Origin of the sequence: Klebsiella sp. Q11, from assembly GCF_964241505.1 — a bacterium.
Classification (GTDB): Bacteria; Pseudomonadota; Gammaproteobacteria; order Enterobacterales; family Enterobacteriaceae; genus Klebsiella; species Klebsiella michiganensis.
Genome location: NZ_CAXSXW010000003.1, coordinates 223,818 through 238,622, shown reverse-complemented (window position 1 = coordinate 238,622; position 14,805 = coordinate 223,818). Strand labels below are relative to the sequence as shown.

The window sequence follows — 14,805 nt, the reverse complement described above, 5'->3', positions numbered from 1 at the left end:
TTTATTCCCCTTCCGGACGCTGCATCCCCGCAATCTGCGGCATGACCTCACGCATCAGATCGAGAAACTTACGCAACCGCGTCGGATAGTAGCGCGCCCAGGGATACACCAGGTGTACCGGCAGCGGTGAGGCTCGCCACTGCGGGAACAGCTCCACCAGCCGCCCGGCGGCAATATCGTCCGCTACCGCCCAGCTCGACACAATCGCCGCGCCCAGCCCCGCCAGCGCGGTATTACGCGCCACATGCACGCTATCGGTACTCAGACACGGCGCGATGGCAAAGGTAATAAGCTGCTCATCCACCTGCGACTGCAGCTTCACCTCATGCTGATAGAACGTGCTGATGGCTATCCACGGCAGCAACGACATCTCCTGCGGCGCGCTTAACGGCGGCATGTTCGCCAGCAGCGATGGGGATGCCACCACGCTGCGGGGAACCTCGGCCAGCAGTACCGATACCGTAGCCGGATCCACCTCGGCCCCCACGCGAATCGCGCAGTCGATACCATCGCTCAGAAAATCGACCGTCTTATCGTTCAGCATCCATTCAACCGCCAGCTGGGGATAGCGCTGCAAAAAATCCACCAGCGGCCCCAGCAGCTGTTGCTGACCAAACGCATGCGGGGCCCGCACCCTTAAAATTCCCACCGGCCGGTCATCGGTGATCCGCAGGTCGTCCTCCAGCGCCAGCCAGGCATCGACGACCTGGCGGGCATGCTGATAACAGCGCTCACCGTCATCGGTCAGCTTCATCGCGTGAGTCGTGCGCAGAATCAGCTTTGCGCCAAGCAGCCCCTCCAGAGACTGAAGCCGTCGACTTACCGTCGCCTGGGTCGTATTCATCTGTACCGCGGCGGTGGAGAGAGAGCCGGCCTCCACGATACGAATGAACGTACGCATCAGTTCGATACGATCTATACGCTCTTGCTTCTTCATTTATATTTTGCCTATACGTTTAGCGTATAACCGTTTTACCACCGGGCTATCTACCGCGCCAGCCGGATTACGGGAAAAATAGCGCCATCGCTTCTAAGAGGAATCCACCATGACACCAACTCCACTCACCTCCCGCGCCGCCGGGTGGGTCATTTTCATCCTTGCGCTGGGCGCGGGCTTCAGCGTCGCCTCAATCTATTACGCGCAACCGCTGCTGCCGCTGATGGGGGCTAACCTCCATTTGAGCGTTGAGGGTATGGGTTTGGTTCCGACGCTGACCCAGGCCGGCTACGCGCTGGGCATACTTTTCCTTCTCCCGCTTGGCGACCGCCACGACCGCAGAAAGCTGATCCTGATGAAAAGCGCCGCGCTGGCCGTCCTGTTGCTGCTCTGCAGCCTTACCGGTCAGCTAAGCTCTCTGCTGATTGTCAGCCTGCTTATCGGTATGGCCGCGACCATGGCGCAGGATATCGTACCGGCAGCCGCGATTCTGGCTCCCGCGGGCAAGCAGGGGAAAATGGTGGGTACGGTGATGACCGGCCTGCTGCTGGGGATCCTGCTGTCGCGAACCGTTAGTGGTCTGGTGGGGGCGCTATTCGGCTGGCGGGTAATGTATCAGGCGGCTGCGGTCAGCATCGCGATGATTGGTGTGGTGATGTGGCGCGTGCTGCCGCGCTTCGAAATTCACTCAACCCTCAGCTACCCGCAGCTGATGAAATCAATGGCGCATCTGTGGAAACGCTATCCGGCACTCCGTCGCGCCGCATTCGCCCAGGGATTCCTCTCTATCGCCTTTAGCGCCTTCTGGTCTACGCTTGCGGTCATGCTGTTGGCGCACTATCAGATGGGCAGCGCGGTAGCCGGTGGCTTCGGTATCGCAGGGGCTGCTGGGGCGCTTGCCGCCCCGCTGGCCGGCGGCCTGGCCGACAAGTTCGGCGCAGAAAAAGTCACGCAAATGGGCGCGGCGCTGGTGACGGTTTCGTTTGCCCTGATGTTTTTGCTGCCTGCGCTACCGCCGCATGGTCAGCTAATCCTGATAGCCATCTCGGCCGTCGGTTTTGACCTGGGGCTGCAATCCAGCCTCGTGGCGCACCAGAATCTGGTGTATGGCCTGGAGCCGCAGGCGCGCGGACGCCTCAACGCGCTGCTGTTCACCGGCGTGTTTATTGGGATGTCGCTGGGTTCAGTACTGGGAAGCAAACTGTATGTGCTCGCAGGCTGGAGCGGCGTGGTGACCCTCGCCGTCGTAACCGGTGCGATTGCCCTTGGGATCCGCCTGCTGGAAAGCGCCAGGGTCGTATCGGCGCAGCGAACCGCCAGATAAAGAGCGAACCGTCAGGTAAAAAAAGCCGCTGTGCAATTCCTGCAGAGCGGCTTTTCTTTCATCAGAACAACTCAAACCGTGCGGCGAGCAAACTCTTTCACGCGAAAGCCCAGCAGCAGCAGCGTCGCGAAATAGGCGACAACGCCGGCCACCACGACAACCATCAAGCGCAGCAGGCGGAACGGCATCGTCCCCTGCGACCACTCCGGCATCAGGTACATCACGCCCAGCAGCGCCGCTGACATAATAATCACCGCGATGACCAGGCGTAGCAGGAACAGGAACCAGCCCGGCTGAGGCGTAAAAATTTTCTGTTTCCGCAGCTGCCAGTAGAGCAGCGCGGCGTTCAGGCAGGCCGCCAGACCAATCGACAACGACAGACCAGCGTGCTTCAGGGGGCCAATAAAGGCGAGGTTCATCACCTGCGTCATGATCAGCGTGACGATGGCAATTTTCACCGGCGTTTTAATGTCCTGCCGCGAATAGAATCCGGGAGCCAGCACCTTCACGACGATGAGCCCCATCAGCCCGACAGAATATGCCACCAGCGCGCGCTGGGTCATCGCGGCATCAAAAGCGGTAAATTTCCCGTACTGGAATAACGCGACCGTCAGCGGCTTGGCCAGGATCCCTAACGCCACCGCGCTCGGTAGCGCGAGCAGGAAGCACAGGCGTAATCCCCAGTCCATCAAACGGCAGTATTCATCGTGATTGCCGCTGGCGAAGCTTTTAGACAGCGAAGGCAGCAAAATGGTCCCCAGCGCCACGCCCAGTACGCCGGACGGAAACTCCATCAGACGATCGGCGTAGTACATCCACGATACGGAGCCGGAAACGAGGAATGAGGCAAAAATCGTGTTAATGATCAGCGAGATTTGGCTGACTGAGACGCCGAGAATCGCCGGGCCCATCTGTTTTACCACCCGCACCGCGCCAGCATCTTTAAGGTTGACCCGCGGCAGCACCAGCATGCCGATTTTTTTCAGATGCGGCAGCTGCCAGGCGAGCTGCAAAATACCGCCAACCGTTACCGCCCACGCCATTGCCAGCATCGGCGGATTAAAATAGGGCGCGGCAAACAGCGCAAAACCAATCATGCTGACGTTCAGGAAGGTCGGGGCAAAAGCAGGCACCGAAAAGCGGTTCCAGGTATTCAGGATGGCGCCCACGAGTGAAGCCAGGGAGATCAGCAGAATATAGGGAAAAGTGATGCGCAAGAGCTGCGTGGTCAGGGCGAACTTTTCGGGCGTATTGGCAAATCCCGGCGCGGTGATAGTAATCACCCACGGTGCCGCCAGCATACCCGCTATGGTCACCAGCGCCAGCACCAGCGTCAGCAGCCCCGAAACATAGGCGACGAAAACCCGGGTCGCATCTTCACCCTGCTTGCTTTTATACTCCGCCAGAATCGGCACAAAAGCCTGTGAGAAAGCGCCTTCAGCAAAAATACGCCGTAAAAGGTTCGGGAGTTTAAAAGCAACGAAGAAGGCGTCGGTGGCCATCCCCGCGCCAAAAATACGCGCCACAATCGCATCGCGCGCAAAGCCCAGCACGCGCGAGAACATGGTCATCGAACTGACGGCCGCCAGTGATTTTAAAAGATTCATTAACGTGTTATTCCACAACCCTGGAGTAAAACGCCCGCAAATGCGGGCGCTGGAAAGTGGCGATAGTCTACCGGGTTCATAATGAATTACTACTGTCAGTTGTTACAACGGATTATTCGCTCATCGCTTCGCGCCAGAGTTTCTCTATAACGCGCTGAGCCAGCAGCGCCTGCTCGCCAGACGTTTCAGGAACCGTCTGATTTTGCACGCATTCGATAAAATGCCGCGCGCAGCCGGTAAATCCACGCTGCTCAAGGGTGGTCTGCCAGCCGGGGATCGGGCGCTGGATCACGCCGCGCCCCCGCTCCTCCTGCCACTCCCGCATATCCCGGACTTCATATAATCCGCCGTCGGTTACCGCCTGTACCCACTCCCGCTGGCTTCCGGCGCGGCGGTGCATACTGGTGGTTATCTGCATCATTCCGCAACTGAAATGGTGTTCGGCATACAGCATCTCCCCTTGAGCGGTGGTATGCAGCGCACCGCCGCTTAAACGCGCTTTATCGCTCGCCAGCCATAGCGCGGTATCGACGACGTGCAGATAGTCATCCAACAGCGTGAAGCGCAGATCGTGGCCCACGCTGTCGCTACGGTGCTTATCCATCCGCAGCGACGCAGCGCTCCCGAGCTGGGCCTTCAGCTCGCGATAGAGGGGGGCAAAACGACGGTTAAACCCGACCATTAGCGTGAGATGACGGCGAGCGGCCAGCTCAACCAGCGCCTCCGCATCGCTGAGTTTATCCGCCAGCGGTTTATCAACGCAGACATGCACTCCGGCATTGAGCAGGCGGGAAACCACTTCATAATGTGAAGCCGTTGAAGTATGCACGAATACGGCATCACACTGCGCCGCCAGCTGTTCCAGAGAATCCGCATAGGGAATACGCCAGGTTTCACAGATACGCAGCGCTTTCTCTTTCCCGGGCGACCACGCCGCCTGTAGCGTCCAGTCATCGGCGGCCCCCAGCACCGGTAACCACGCCTTTTGCGCGATACCGCCCAGGCCAACCACTCCTATACGTAGTTTCGCCGACATGCTTAATCTCCCAGGTGAGCCAGCAGTGAATCGAGACGCGCTTTCAGCTCGGCAACTTCCGCCTCCAGCGCCTCAACGCGCATCTGAAGATCGTCGCCGGGCGGCGACACGGCCTCCACGACGGTAATCAGTGAATCCATATCATCGCAGAACAGATGCATATAGCGGCTTTCACGCTTGCCAGGCTCCCGCGGCAGACGCGCAACATAGGGGCCATCTTCTCGCGAAGCCAGATTTTCGAGGACGCTTTCAACCTCAGCCATATCGCTGAATTCATGCATTCGCTGCGCGCGACCGCGGAGTTCGCCAGGCGTCTGCGCCCCGCGCAGCAGCAGTGTGGTCACGATAGCGACTTCCGCCGGCGTGAATTTCAGATCGCCGAATTCAGAGTTGCAGAAGCGTTGTTCATACTTGGTCACCCGATTGCCGAAACCGCTGACCGTACGCAAATAATGGCGCTTGACTAGCGTATCGAGCAGATCCTGAACTTCACTATCGCTGAGCGACATTACCGGTTCACGGTTTGTTTTCTGGTTACAGGCGGTGACCACCGCGTTGACCGACAGGGGGTACTGCTCCGGCGTGGTGACCTGCTTTTCCAGCAGGCAGCCAATGACCCGCGCCTCATGCGCGGTTAACTGATATTTCATGATGTCTCCTTAGCGACCCGGGGTCCAGTCCGGTGTCGTCAACGCCGTCAGTACGTGATCGCGCCACTGCCCATCAATGAGCAGGTAATCTTTGGCGTAACCCTCTTTTTCAAAGCCCAGACGCGCCAGCAAATCGCCGCTGCGCTGATTATGCGGCATATAGTTTGCCATTATGCGATGGATATGTTGCGTGCGCTGCATATAGCGAATGGCCGACGTCAGCGCTTCATACATCAGCCCCTGCCCTTGCCATTTCTCCCCGATGGAGTAGCCGAGATAGCAGGCATGAAACGATCCGCGCACCACGTTCGAAAAATTCGCCACGCCGATGATCTCTTTTTCTTCCGGGTCAAGCAGAGCAAAATAGAACGCCGAGCCCTGCTTATGAAACTCAGAAATCATCGATAAACGCGCCTGCCAGCCGGAAGGATAACAGTGGCTGTCATCGCGCACCGGTTCCCAGGGTTTTAAGAACCCTTTATTTTCCGCGTAATAATCGGCCAGACGCCAGGCGTCACGATCGTGCACCAGCCGAACCACCAGCCGGTCCGTCGTCAAACGCACCTTCGGTACGTTACTGCGATAGCCAAACATTCCCCTCTCCTGTTCCCCTGACGCAATACTTGCTGACTTTACTATACCTGTCCTGCACGGCGGTGTGAAAACAGCAACATACCATTTTCTGCACCATCTCTGCTTTTCGATGAATAGCCTCTATCGTTCTTGCATTTTGATAAAAAAATATTGTCGCGAGCGCGCTGGGAAAATAGCCATTAACCCCGCAAAATGTCAGAGCTTATTCTTATTTTTCCCTGGAGGGGAAATGTCCCGCGTATCGCAGGCAAGGAGCCTGGGTAAATATTTCCTGTTAGTCGATAACATGCTGGTCGTACTCGGCTTTTTCGTTGTGTTCCCGCTTATCTCCATTCGCTTTGTCGACCAGATGGGGTGGGCTGCGCTGATGGTCGGGATTGCGCTCGGCCTGCGTCAGCTGGTGCAGCAAGGCTTAGGAATATTTGGCGGCGCCATTGCCGACCGTTTTGGCGCCAAGCCGATGATCGTTACCGGTATGCTGATGCGCGCGGCCGGCTTCGCGGCGATGGCCGTCGCTCATGAACCCTGGGTGCTGTGGCTCTCCTGTATTCTTTCAGGCCTCGGCGGCACGCTGTTCGATCCCCCGCGGGCGGCGCTGGTGGTCAAGCTGGTACGCCCGCACCAGCGCGGACGTTTCTTCTCTATCCTGATGATGCAGGACAGCGCAGGAGCGGTGATCGGCGCGCTGCTGGGCAGCTGGCTGCTGCAATATGATTTTCGCCTGGTGTGCAGCGCCGGAGCGGCGCTGTTTATCGCCTGTGCGGCATTCAACGCCTGGTATCTTCCCGCCTGGAAGCTGTCGACGGTCAAAACGCCGGTTCGTGAAGGACTGGGGCGCGTGTTGCGCGACAAACGCTTTGTCACCTATGTGCTGACGCTGACCGGGTATTACATGCTAGCGGTGCAGGTGATGCTGATGCTGCCGATTATGGTTAATGATATTGCGGGTTCTCCGGCGGCGGTCAAATGGATGTACGCCATTGAAGCGACCATTTCGCTAACGCTGCTGTATCCGATTGCCCGCTGGAGCGAAAAGCGTTTTCGCCTGGAGCAGCGCCTGATGGCCGGCCTGCTGATCATGACGCTCGCGATGATGCCAATTGGCCTGAGCAGCAATTTGCAGCAGCTGTTTACGCTGATCTGCGTATTTTATATGGGGTCAATCATCGCTGAACCCGCGCGTGAGACGCTGGGGGCGTCGCTGGCGGATGCCAGAGCGCGCGGCAGCTATATGGGCTTTAGCCGGTTAGGCCTGGCCTTCGGCGGCGCTTTCGGCTACGCAGGCGGCGGCTGGCTGTTCGATGCCGGGAAGGCCGTCGGTCAGCCCGAGCTGCCGTGGCTTATGCTGGGCATTATCGGCCTCGCGACGTTTATTGCGCTGTGGTGGCAGTTCAGTCCAAAACGTTCGACCTCCGGAATGCTGGAGCCGCGAACCTGATTTGCCGGGCCTTCGTTTCTCCTCCATACTGAATTGAGGATGTTCAGCAACAATGGAGGAGAAACGTGAAGTTATATATCTACGATCACTGCCCGTTCTGCCTTAAAGCCCGCATGATTTTCGGCCTGAAAAATATCCCCGTCGAACTGATTGTGCTCCTGAACGATGATGAATTAACCCCCACCCGAATGATCGGCCAGAAAATGGCGCCAATCCTGCAAAAAGACGATAGCCGCTATATGCCGGAAAGCATGGATATCGTGCACTATGTCGATAAGCTGGACGGCAAACCGCTGCTTACCGGCCCGCGTAATCCGGCGGTGGAAACCTGGCTGCGGAAGGTCAACGGCTACGCGAACCGCCTGCTGATCCCCCGCTTTGCCAAATCCGCGTTTGATGAATTCGCCACGCCAGAGGCGCGCGCCTATTTTGTGAAAAAGAAAGAGGCAGCTATCGGCAGCTTTGCCGACCATCTCGCCCATTCCCCCGGTCTGGTGAAGAACATCAGCGACGATCTGCGGGCGCTGGATAAACTGATTGTCCAGCCGAACGCCGTCAACGGAGAACTCTCTGAAGATGATATTCAGCTCTTTCCTCTGCTGAGGAATCTGACGCTGGTTGCCGGCGTGAACTGGCCGAGTCGGGTGGCCGCCTATCGTGACAATATGGCCAAACAGACGCAGATCAACCTGCTTTCCTCAATGGCTATTTAGCCTCAAGGCAGCGGATGGTTTAGCCCTTCGCTGCCGAACGCCTCTTTTTCAGTCTTTTCCGCTAGCACCTCCTGCGCTGGCGGGCCATGCTGCTTTGTGTCAGGATGAACCCATGGCATGACATTAAGGAATCCAATGAAAAAGATGTTTATCGCGGCCGCGCTTATCGTTAGCGGCCTGCTTAGCGCCTGTAATCAGCTCACGCAATATTCCGTGAGCGAGCAGGAAATCAATCAAGCGCTGCAGAAACGTAACCACTTCGCTAAGGATATTGGCCTGCCAGGCGTAGCGGATGCCCATATTGAACTGCAAAATCTTACCAGCGCTATTGGCCGTGAAGAACCAAACAAAGTCACGTTAAGCGGCGTGGCCAATTTAGATCTGAATTCACTTTTCGGGAACCAGAAAGCGACCATCGATCTGAAGCTCAAAGCGCTGCCGGTTTTCAATAAAGAAAAGGGGGCGATTTTCCTGCAGGAGATGGAAGTCGTCGATGCTAAAGTTCAGCCGGAAAAGCTCCAGTCTGTCGTACAGACGCTGATCCCTTACCTGAATCAGTCCCTGCGTAGCTACTTCAATCAGCAGCCTGCCTACGTCCTGCGCGAGGATGCCAGCACCGGTGAAGCGCTGGCGAAAAAGTATGCTAAAGGGATTGAAGTTAAGCCCGGCGAGATTATTATCCCGTTCACCAACTGATAGCTCGGGCGCTGAAGCGCCCGATTTTTTACGGAAGTTGATGCAAAGGAAAACGTTTACGCTTATCCTTAGTGCCCGGCAAAAACAGCCCTGATGACTGAACCTATTAGCCGGAGCCTTCCATGACAGCACAATCCCAGGTATTGAAAATCCGCCGCCCTGACGACTGGCATATCCATCTGCGCGATGACGATATGTTAAAAACCGTCGTGCCTTATACCAGTGAATTTTATGGCCGGGCAATCGTGATGCCAAACCTGGTACCGCCTGTCACTACCGTCGAAGCCGCCCTCGCCTATCGCCAGCGTATCGTTGATGCGATCCCTGCGGGCCATGATTTTACGCCGCTGATGACCTGCTATCTGACGGATACGCTCGACCCGGCTGAGCTGGAGCGCGGATTTAACGAAGGCGTATTCACTGCCGCCAAGCTCTATCCGGCCAACGCCACCACCAACTCCAGCCACGGCGTCACCAGTACGGATGCCATTATGCCGGTGCTGGAACGCATGGAAAAGCTGGGGATGCCTCTGCTGGTTCACGGTGAGGTCACCCATGCTGATATCGATATTTTTGACCGGGAAGCGCGCTTTATTGAAACGGTCATGGAGCCGCTGCGTCAGCGCCTGCCAGGCCTGAAGGTGGTCTTCGAACACATCACGACCAAAGATGCCGCTGAATACGTACGCGACGGTAACGAGCTGCTGGCGGCCACCATCACCCCGCAGCACCTGATGTTCAACCGCAACCATATGCTGGTTGGCGGCGTGCGTCCCCACCTTTATTGCCTGCCGATCCTGAAACGCAATATTCACCAGCAGGCGCTGCGCGAACTGGTTGCCAGCGGTTTTGACCGCGCTTTCCTCGGCACGGATTCCGCTCCCCATGCCCGCCATCGTAAGGAAGCCAGCTGCGGATGCGCAGGCTGTTTTAACGCCCCGACCGCGCTGGGCAGCTACGCCACGGTATTTGAGGAGATGAACGCCCTGCAACACTTTGAAGCCTTCTGCTCGCTTAACGGCCCCCGCTTCTATGGCCTGCCGGTCAATGAGGGCTACGTGGAGCTGGTGCGCGAAGAGAGCCAGGTGGTCGAGAGTATCACCCTGCCAGGCGACGCGCTGGTGCCGTTCCTTGCCGGGGAAACCGTGCGCTGGACGATGAAAAAATAAATAGCCTGCCCCCTGTTGTAAATCTTCAGAGCGTACTGTATAAATAAACAGTACATTATCCAGGGGGCAATTATGCGTATTGAAGTCTCTATCGCCAAATCAACAGCCTTACCCAACGGCGCCTTAGATGCGCTGAACAATGAACTCTCGCGTCGTATCGAACAGCAGTTTCCCTCTACCTCAAGTCAGGTAACGGTTCGGTACGCGGCTAATAACAATCTGTCGGTTATCGGCGGCCTGAAAGAAGACAAAGACCGGATTAGCGAAATCCTGCAAGAAACCTGGGAAAGCGCTGACGACTGGTTTGTCCGCGACTAGCCAATTAAATTTGCTCCCTCATTGTGCAATTTTTTGCCGGGTCGCCCCGGCTTTTTTATTTTTTTCATAGTCAGACTCTCCCCTATTGCTTTTCCTTAGCACCTTCATAAATAACAAATAACCCTCCCTGATTTGCCTAAAAAATCAGCAAATGGGCGCGTATGTGTCTCTATTTCATTTAATTTCTCGAGTTTATTCTTGACTACTGATATAATTAACTTGCTTCAAAAAACACGCATTAAACCTCGAGAACTGTTGTCTTTTAACATATGAATAAGGGGTTATGATGGAAAAGAATAATGAAGTCATCCAGACCCATCCCCTCGTCGGATGGGACATCAGCACCGTTGATAGTTACGATGCGCTGATGTTGCGCCTGCACTACCAAAACCCCGCTCAAGAAAGCAGTAGAGACGCAGAGATTGGCCAGACGCTATGGCTAACGACGGACGTCGCACGTCAGTTTATTTCGATTCTGGAAGCAGGTATTGCGAAGATTGAATCTGGCGAATACCAGGAAAATGAGTATCGAAGGCATTAAAATTTAGCGCTAATGTCAGAATATTCACTTAACAGGCACCCTCGGGTGCCTGAATTATTTTCGGGCTTGTATAACAGCAGGTTGTTAATTACCCTGCTAATAAAGCAATAACCTGGAACTCACCATGCAATACGATCTTATCATTATCGGTAGCGGCTCGGTCGGCGCTGCCGCAGGCTATTATGCGCGGCAGGCAGGGCTCAACGTACTGATGATTGATGCCCATCAGCCGCCGCATCAGGAAGGCAGCCATCACGGCAGCACCCGCCTCATTCGTCACGCCTACGGCGAAGGCGAAAGATATGTCCCCCTGGTACTGCGCGCGCAACAGCTATGGGATGAGTTTGCCGCCGCCAGCGGTGAAGCCGTCTTTGAACGTACAGGAGTGATTAACCTCGGGCCTGCCGGTTCCGACTTTCTGCGCAATGTTGCCAGCAGCGCGCGCGAGTTCCAGCTCAATATCGAAGAAATGGATGCGCAGACGGTGATGACTCGCTGGCCGGAAATTCGTATTCCTGATGATTATCGGGCAATATTTGAACCCGCATCCGGCATACTGCGCAGCGAACTGGCCGTTGAAAGCTGGATCCGTCTGGCACGCGAAGCGGGCGCCGCACAGCTCTTCAACTGCCCGGTATCGGCCATTCACCACGCGCCGAACGGCGTAACCGTCGAGACGATTGATGGTGAGTACAGCGGCAAAAAACTGCTGGTTAGCGCCGGTACCTGGGTTACCCGGCTGATGCCAGAACTCCCTGTCCAGCCGGTACGTAAAATTTTCGCCTGGTTTCAGGCGGATGGCCGCTACAGCAGCAAAAATAATTTCCCGGCGTTTACCGGTGAGTTAGCGAATGGCGATCAGTTTTACGGTTTCCCGGCAGAAGATAACGAATTGAAAATCGGCAAGCATAACGGCGGGCAGCCTATTTCCACGCCGGAAGAGCGTAAGCCGTTTGGTGCCGTTGCAACGGACGGCTCTGAAGCTTTTAGCTTCTTGCGTAATGTGTTGCCCGGTATCGGCGGCTGCCTGCATGGCGCATCCTGTACCTATGACAACACCGCCGACGAGGACTTTATCATTGATACGCTGCCCGGCCAGCCGGATACGCTATTGATTACCGGCCTGAGCGGGCACGGCTTTAAGTTCGCGCCGGTACTCGGTGAACTGGCCACACGGTTCGCGCTTGAAGAACCCTTTGGGTTTGATCTATCCCCGTTTTCACTGGCGCGGTTTAAGAAATAAGCGCCCGCCGTACAACCTGACAACCACGCTAAAGAAACGGCCTCGCTTGAGGCCGTGAATGATGAGAGAGATGATGCGTCGCCTGTTCGAATTACTGGTTAACAACGTCCGCGAACATTTTATGATTTATCTGGCGCTGTGGCTTCTGCTGGCGTTTATCGATCTTATCTGGCTATGGTTTTTCTGAAGGCTCAGGATCCGGGATCCCCAGCTTCGTATTCAACCGACCGCGAGATTTATTAAAGATCTTATTGCCATTCTCGCGGCCGGCGCGCAGTTTTCGCTGCTCCTCTTCCGGCAGCTTATGCTCTTCCATGCAGGCTTCGCTACAGCAGCCGGCGAATTTCTCCGCGCAGGCAGGACACTGAATAAACAGCAGGTGGCAACCATCGTTCAGGCAGTTGGTATGGCTGTCGCAGGGAGCGCCGCACTGATGGCAATGGGCGATAACATCATCTGAGATACGCTCTCCCATCCGTTCATCGAAGACAAAGTTCTTACCGATAAAGCGAACCGGCAGCCCCTGTTCGCGCGCGCGCCGCGCGTACTCGATAATCCCGCCCTCAATATGCGAGACTTTAGTGAACCCATTGTGCTTCATCCACGCGCTGGCTTTTTCGCAGCGGATACCGCCGGTGCAGTACATCACGATATTTTTATCTTTATGTTCCTGCATCATCTCAACGGCCTTCGGCAGCTGGTCGCGAAACGTATCCGCCGGGATCTCCAGCGCGTTCTCGAAATGGCCGACCTCATATTCGTAATGGTTACGCATATCAATAAAGACCGCATCCGGGTCGTCCAGCATCGCGTTGACTTCCGCGGCCTTTAAATAATCGCCCACGTCCGATGCATCAAACGTCGGATCGTCAATCCCATCCGCGACGATCCGATCGCGTACCTTGAGACGCAGAACCCAGAAGGATTTACCGTCATCATCGAGGGCGATATTCAGGCGCAGACCATTCAGGGCGGGATCAAAAGCGTATAAGAATTCGCGCAGCGCATCGACCCGGCTTTGCGGAACGCTAATTTGCGCGTTAATACCTTCGTGAGCCAGATAAATTCGGCCAAAGACGTTCAGCTTAGTCAACGCAATCCACAGCGCATCGCGCGTGGCTTTTGGGTCGATAATAGTGAAATATTTATAAAACGAGATCGTCGTGCGCGGCTCGGTCTCAGCCAACATTTGCGCCTTTAACGTCTCATTTGAAATGCGGTTATGTAACACTGGCATGGTGTACCTGCTCGGCATAGTCAATGAGTAAAATAAACGGCGGGCATCATATAGCAAACACGCTTAATTTACATCCCCACATTTTGCGCTACATTTTTCTCACCCATATTTGCTTGCGTTAACATTAAATGCCATCTGCGGCCGGTATTTTGGCTGAGGCATAAAAAAATGCGATAATAGAACACGTTGCTTAATTAAACAGGTATGAGATGACCCATTTACCTAAATTTTCCGCAGCGTTGCTGCACCCGCGTTACTGGTTGCTTTGGCTCGGGATCGGCCTGCTCTGGTTGGTTGTTCAGCTGCCTTATCCGCTGATTTATCGCCTCGGAACCGGTCTTGGCCGCCTCGCCATGCGGCTAATGAGACGCCGGGCCAAAATAGCCAACCGGAATCTGGAGCTCTGTTTTCCCGATAAGAGCGAGCAAGAGCGTCACCGCATGGTCGTGGCAAACTTTGAATCCGTCGGCATGGGGTTAATGGAAACCGGCATGGCCTGGTTCTGGCCGACGAAGCGTATTGCGCGCTGGACTGACTCCATCGGCGTCGAGCATATCCGTGATGTTCAGGCGCAAAAGCGCGGCATTTTGCTGATTGGCATTCATTTCCTCACGCTGGAGATGGGTGCGCGCATGTTCGGTATCAACGAGCCGGGCATTGGCGTTTATCGTCCAAACGATAACCCGGTTATCGACTGGCTGCAGACATGGGGACGCCTGCGCTCCAACAAAGACATGATCGATCGTAAGGATCTGAAAGGCATGATCCGCGCGCTGAAAAAGGGTGAAGTGATCTGGTATGCGCCGGATCACGACTATGGCCCGGCCGCCAGCGTATTTGTGCCGTTTTTCGCCGTTGACCAGGCCGCGACCACCTCGGGCACCTGGATGCTGGCAAAGATGTCTAAAGCCTGCGTTGTGCCGTTCGTGCCGCGCCGTAAACCGGACGGTAAAGGCTATGAGCTGATTATCCTGCCGCCGGAGTGCGATCCGCCGCTGGAAGATGCGGAGACTACCGCCGTCTGGATGAACAAAGTGGTAGAGAAGTGCATATTGATGGCGCCGGAACAGTATATGTGGATGCATCGCCGCTTTAAAACGCGTCCTGAAGGCGTTCCTTCTCGTTACTAGCGCCTCCCGGCGCGCGCTTGCGCAATGACTCCGCATCTGAATCCGGATGCGGAGTAAGCCCCACCGTTCAGCACCCTCCTTTAGCTTTAAAAGCTCTCCTCCATTGCGGCAACCATTTCTCAGGCGCATAATTAGCAGGCTCATATTTTCAATTATTTGACCTGCGCGGCAG

Annotated in this window: 16 protein-coding genes; 10 read left to right on the top strand and 6 right to left on the bottom strand. The window is 55.9% G+C overall.

The window, feature by feature from the left end:
- Position 1: 1 nt before the first annotated feature.
- Positions 2-937, bottom strand: coding sequence for a LysR family transcriptional regulator (locus tag ACESQ2_RS05855; RefSeq protein ID WP_373170230.1), 936 nt, complete (start codon positions 935-937; stop codon positions 2-4).
- A gap of 109 nt (positions 938-1,046) precedes the next feature.
- Between ACESQ2_RS05855 and ACESQ2_RS05850 the strand changes: the two genes are divergently transcribed.
- Positions 1,047-2,261, top strand: coding sequence for an MFS transporter (locus tag ACESQ2_RS05850; protein ID WP_014228834.1), 1,215 nt, complete (start codon positions 1,047-1,049; stop codon positions 2,259-2,261).
- A 71-nt stretch (positions 2,262-2,332) separates the two neighbouring features.
- Here ACESQ2_RS05850 and murJ read toward each other — a convergent pair whose 3' ends face one another.
- The 4 genes from murJ to rimJ form a co-directional block, all read right to left on the bottom strand.
- Positions 2,333-3,868 (bottom strand): murein biosynthesis integral membrane protein MurJ, encoded by a 1,536-nt coding sequence (murJ, locus tag ACESQ2_RS05845; RefSeq protein ID WP_042944885.1) that lies wholly within the window; start codon positions 3,866-3,868, stop codon positions 2,333-2,335.
- 112 nt (positions 3,869-3,980) lie between these two features.
- The gene (locus ACESQ2_RS05840) at positions 3,981-4,904 is read right to left on the bottom strand and encodes a Gfo/Idh/MocA family protein (RefSeq protein ID WP_368762769.1); all 924 of its coding nucleotides are present in this window, start codon (positions 4,902-4,904) and stop codon (positions 3,981-3,983) included.
- Positions 4,905-4,906: 2 nt separating this feature from the next.
- Positions 4,907-5,554, bottom strand: coding sequence for a YceH family protein (locus tag ACESQ2_RS05835; RefSeq protein ID WP_049071789.1), 648 nt, complete (start codon positions 5,552-5,554; stop codon positions 4,907-4,909).
- 9 nt (positions 5,555-5,563) lie between these two features.
- Positions 5,564-6,148: a ribosomal protein S5-alanine N-acetyltransferase gene (rimJ, locus tag ACESQ2_RS05830; protein ID WP_004131378.1), complete on the bottom strand. Its 585-nt coding sequence runs from the start codon at positions 6,146-6,148 to the stop codon at positions 5,564-5,566.
- A gap of 229 nt (positions 6,149-6,377) precedes the next feature.
- Here rimJ and mdtH point away from each other — a divergent pair, with 229 nt between their 5' ends.
- The 8 genes from mdtH (at position 6,378) to ACESQ2_RS05790 (ending at position 12,453) form a co-directional block, all read left to right on the top strand.
- Complete coding sequence (gene mdtH, locus ACESQ2_RS05825; RefSeq protein ID WP_286114289.1) at positions 6,378-7,586, top strand: multidrug efflux MFS transporter MdtH; 1,209 nt, start codon at positions 6,378-6,380, stop codon at positions 7,584-7,586.
- Positions 7,587-7,651: 65 nt separating this feature from the next.
- Entirely contained in the window at positions 7,652-8,299 is a 648-nt protein-coding gene (gene grxB, locus ACESQ2_RS05820) for a glutaredoxin 2 (RefSeq protein ID WP_004849875.1), read from the top strand.
- A gap of 135 nt (positions 8,300-8,434) precedes the next feature.
- Entirely contained in the window at positions 8,435-8,995 is a 561-nt protein-coding gene (locus ACESQ2_RS05815) for a lipoprotein (RefSeq protein WP_286114290.1), read from the top strand.
- Between the two features lie 122 nt (positions 8,996-9,117).
- The gene (gene pyrC, locus ACESQ2_RS05810) at positions 9,118-10,164 is read left to right on the top strand and encodes a dihydroorotase (protein WP_025106905.1); all 1,047 of its coding nucleotides are present in this window, start codon (positions 9,118-9,120) and stop codon (positions 10,162-10,164) included.
- A 72-nt stretch (positions 10,165-10,236) separates the two neighbouring features.
- Positions 10,237-10,482, top strand: coding sequence for a DNA damage-inducible protein I (gene dinI, locus ACESQ2_RS05805; RefSeq protein ID WP_004101040.1), 246 nt, complete (start codon positions 10,237-10,239; stop codon positions 10,480-10,482).
- 286 nt (positions 10,483-10,768) lie between these two features.
- Positions 10,769-11,023 (top strand): biofilm formation regulator BssS, encoded by a 255-nt coding sequence (gene bssS / locus ACESQ2_RS05800; protein WP_004101039.1) that lies wholly within the window; start codon positions 10,769-10,771, stop codon positions 11,021-11,023.
- Positions 11,024-11,147: 124 nt separating this feature from the next.
- Complete coding sequence (solA, locus tag ACESQ2_RS05795; RefSeq protein ID WP_014228828.1) at positions 11,148-12,266, top strand: N-methyl-L-tryptophan oxidase; 1,119 nt, start codon at positions 11,148-11,150, stop codon at positions 12,264-12,266.
- Positions 12,267-12,339: 73 nt separating this feature from the next.
- Positions 12,340-12,453, top strand: coding sequence for a YceO family protein (locus ACESQ2_RS05790; RefSeq protein ID WP_004101037.1), 114 nt, complete (start codon positions 12,340-12,342; stop codon positions 12,451-12,453).
- Here ACESQ2_RS05790 and ACESQ2_RS05785 read toward each other — a convergent pair.
- Positions 12,439-13,503 (bottom strand): rhodanese-related sulfurtransferase, encoded by a 1,065-nt coding sequence (locus ACESQ2_RS05785; protein WP_032692823.1) that lies wholly within the window; start codon positions 13,501-13,503, stop codon positions 12,439-12,441. The two genes, ACESQ2_RS05790 and ACESQ2_RS05785, sit on opposite strands and share 15 nt — an antisense overlap.
- Before the next feature lie 209 nt (positions 13,504-13,712).
- On the opposite strand from ACESQ2_RS05785, the gene ACESQ2_RS05780 reads away from it, so the two are divergent.
- Positions 13,713-14,633 carry a Kdo(2)-lipid IV(A) acyltransferase gene (locus ACESQ2_RS05780; RefSeq protein ID WP_373170227.1) on the top strand — a complete coding sequence of 307 codons (921 nt, stop codon included), beginning with the start codon at positions 13,713-13,715 and terminating at the stop codon, positions 14,631-14,633.
- Positions 14,634-14,805 lie beyond the last annotated feature (172 nt).

Bases quoted from the DNA above. Each gene is read 5' to 3' on its own strand.
- dinI (WP_004101040.1), top strand. From the start codon at position 10,237: ATGCGTATTGAAGTCTCTATCGCCAAATCAACAGCCTTACCCAACGGC.
- rimJ (WP_004131378.1), bottom strand. From the start codon at position 6,148: ATGTTTGGCTATCGCAGTAACGTACCGAAGGTGCGTTTGACGACGGAC.
- ACESQ2_RS05780 (WP_373170227.1), top strand. From the start codon at position 13,713: ATGACCCATTTACCTAAATTTTCCGCAGCGTTGCTGCACCCGCGTTAC.
- murJ (WP_042944885.1), bottom strand. From the start codon at position 3,868: ATGAATCTTTTAAAATCACTGGCGGCCGTCAGTTCGATGACCATGTTC.
- mdtH (WP_286114289.1), top strand. From the start codon at position 6,378: ATGTCCCGCGTATCGCAGGCAAGGAGCCTGGGTAAATATTTCCTGTTA.
- ACESQ2_RS05835 (WP_049071789.1), bottom strand. From the start codon at position 5,554: ATGAAATATCAGTTAACCGCGCATGAGGCGCGGGTCATTGGCTGCCTG.
- ACESQ2_RS05785 (WP_032692823.1), bottom strand. From the start codon at position 13,503: ATGCCAGTGTTACATAACCGCATTTCAAATGAGACGTTAAAGGCGCAA.
- ACESQ2_RS05815 (WP_286114290.1), top strand. From the start codon at position 8,435: ATGAAAAAGATGTTTATCGCGGCCGCGCTTATCGTTAGCGGCCTGCTT.
- pyrC (WP_025106905.1), top strand. From the start codon at position 9,118: ATGACAGCACAATCCCAGGTATTGAAAATCCGCCGCCCTGACGACTGG.
- bssS (WP_004101039.1), top strand. From the start codon at position 10,769: ATGGAAAAGAATAATGAAGTCATCCAGACCCATCCCCTCGTCGGATGG.
- ACESQ2_RS05855 (WP_373170230.1), bottom strand. From the start codon at position 937: ATGAAGAAGCAAGAGCGTATAGATCGTATCGAACTGATGCGTACGTTC.
- ACESQ2_RS05790 (WP_004101037.1), top strand. From the start codon at position 12,340: ATGCGTCGCCTGTTCGAATTACTGGTTAACAACGTCCGCGAACATTTT.
- solA (WP_014228828.1), top strand. From the start codon at position 11,148: ATGCAATACGATCTTATCATTATCGGTAGCGGCTCGGTCGGCGCTGCC.
- ACESQ2_RS05850 (WP_014228834.1), top strand. From the start codon at position 1,047: ATGACACCAACTCCACTCACCTCCCGCGCCGCCGGGTGGGTCATTTTC.
- ACESQ2_RS05840 (WP_368762769.1), bottom strand. From the start codon at position 4,904: ATGTCGGCGAAACTACGTATAGGAGTGGTTGGCCTGGGCGGTATCGCG.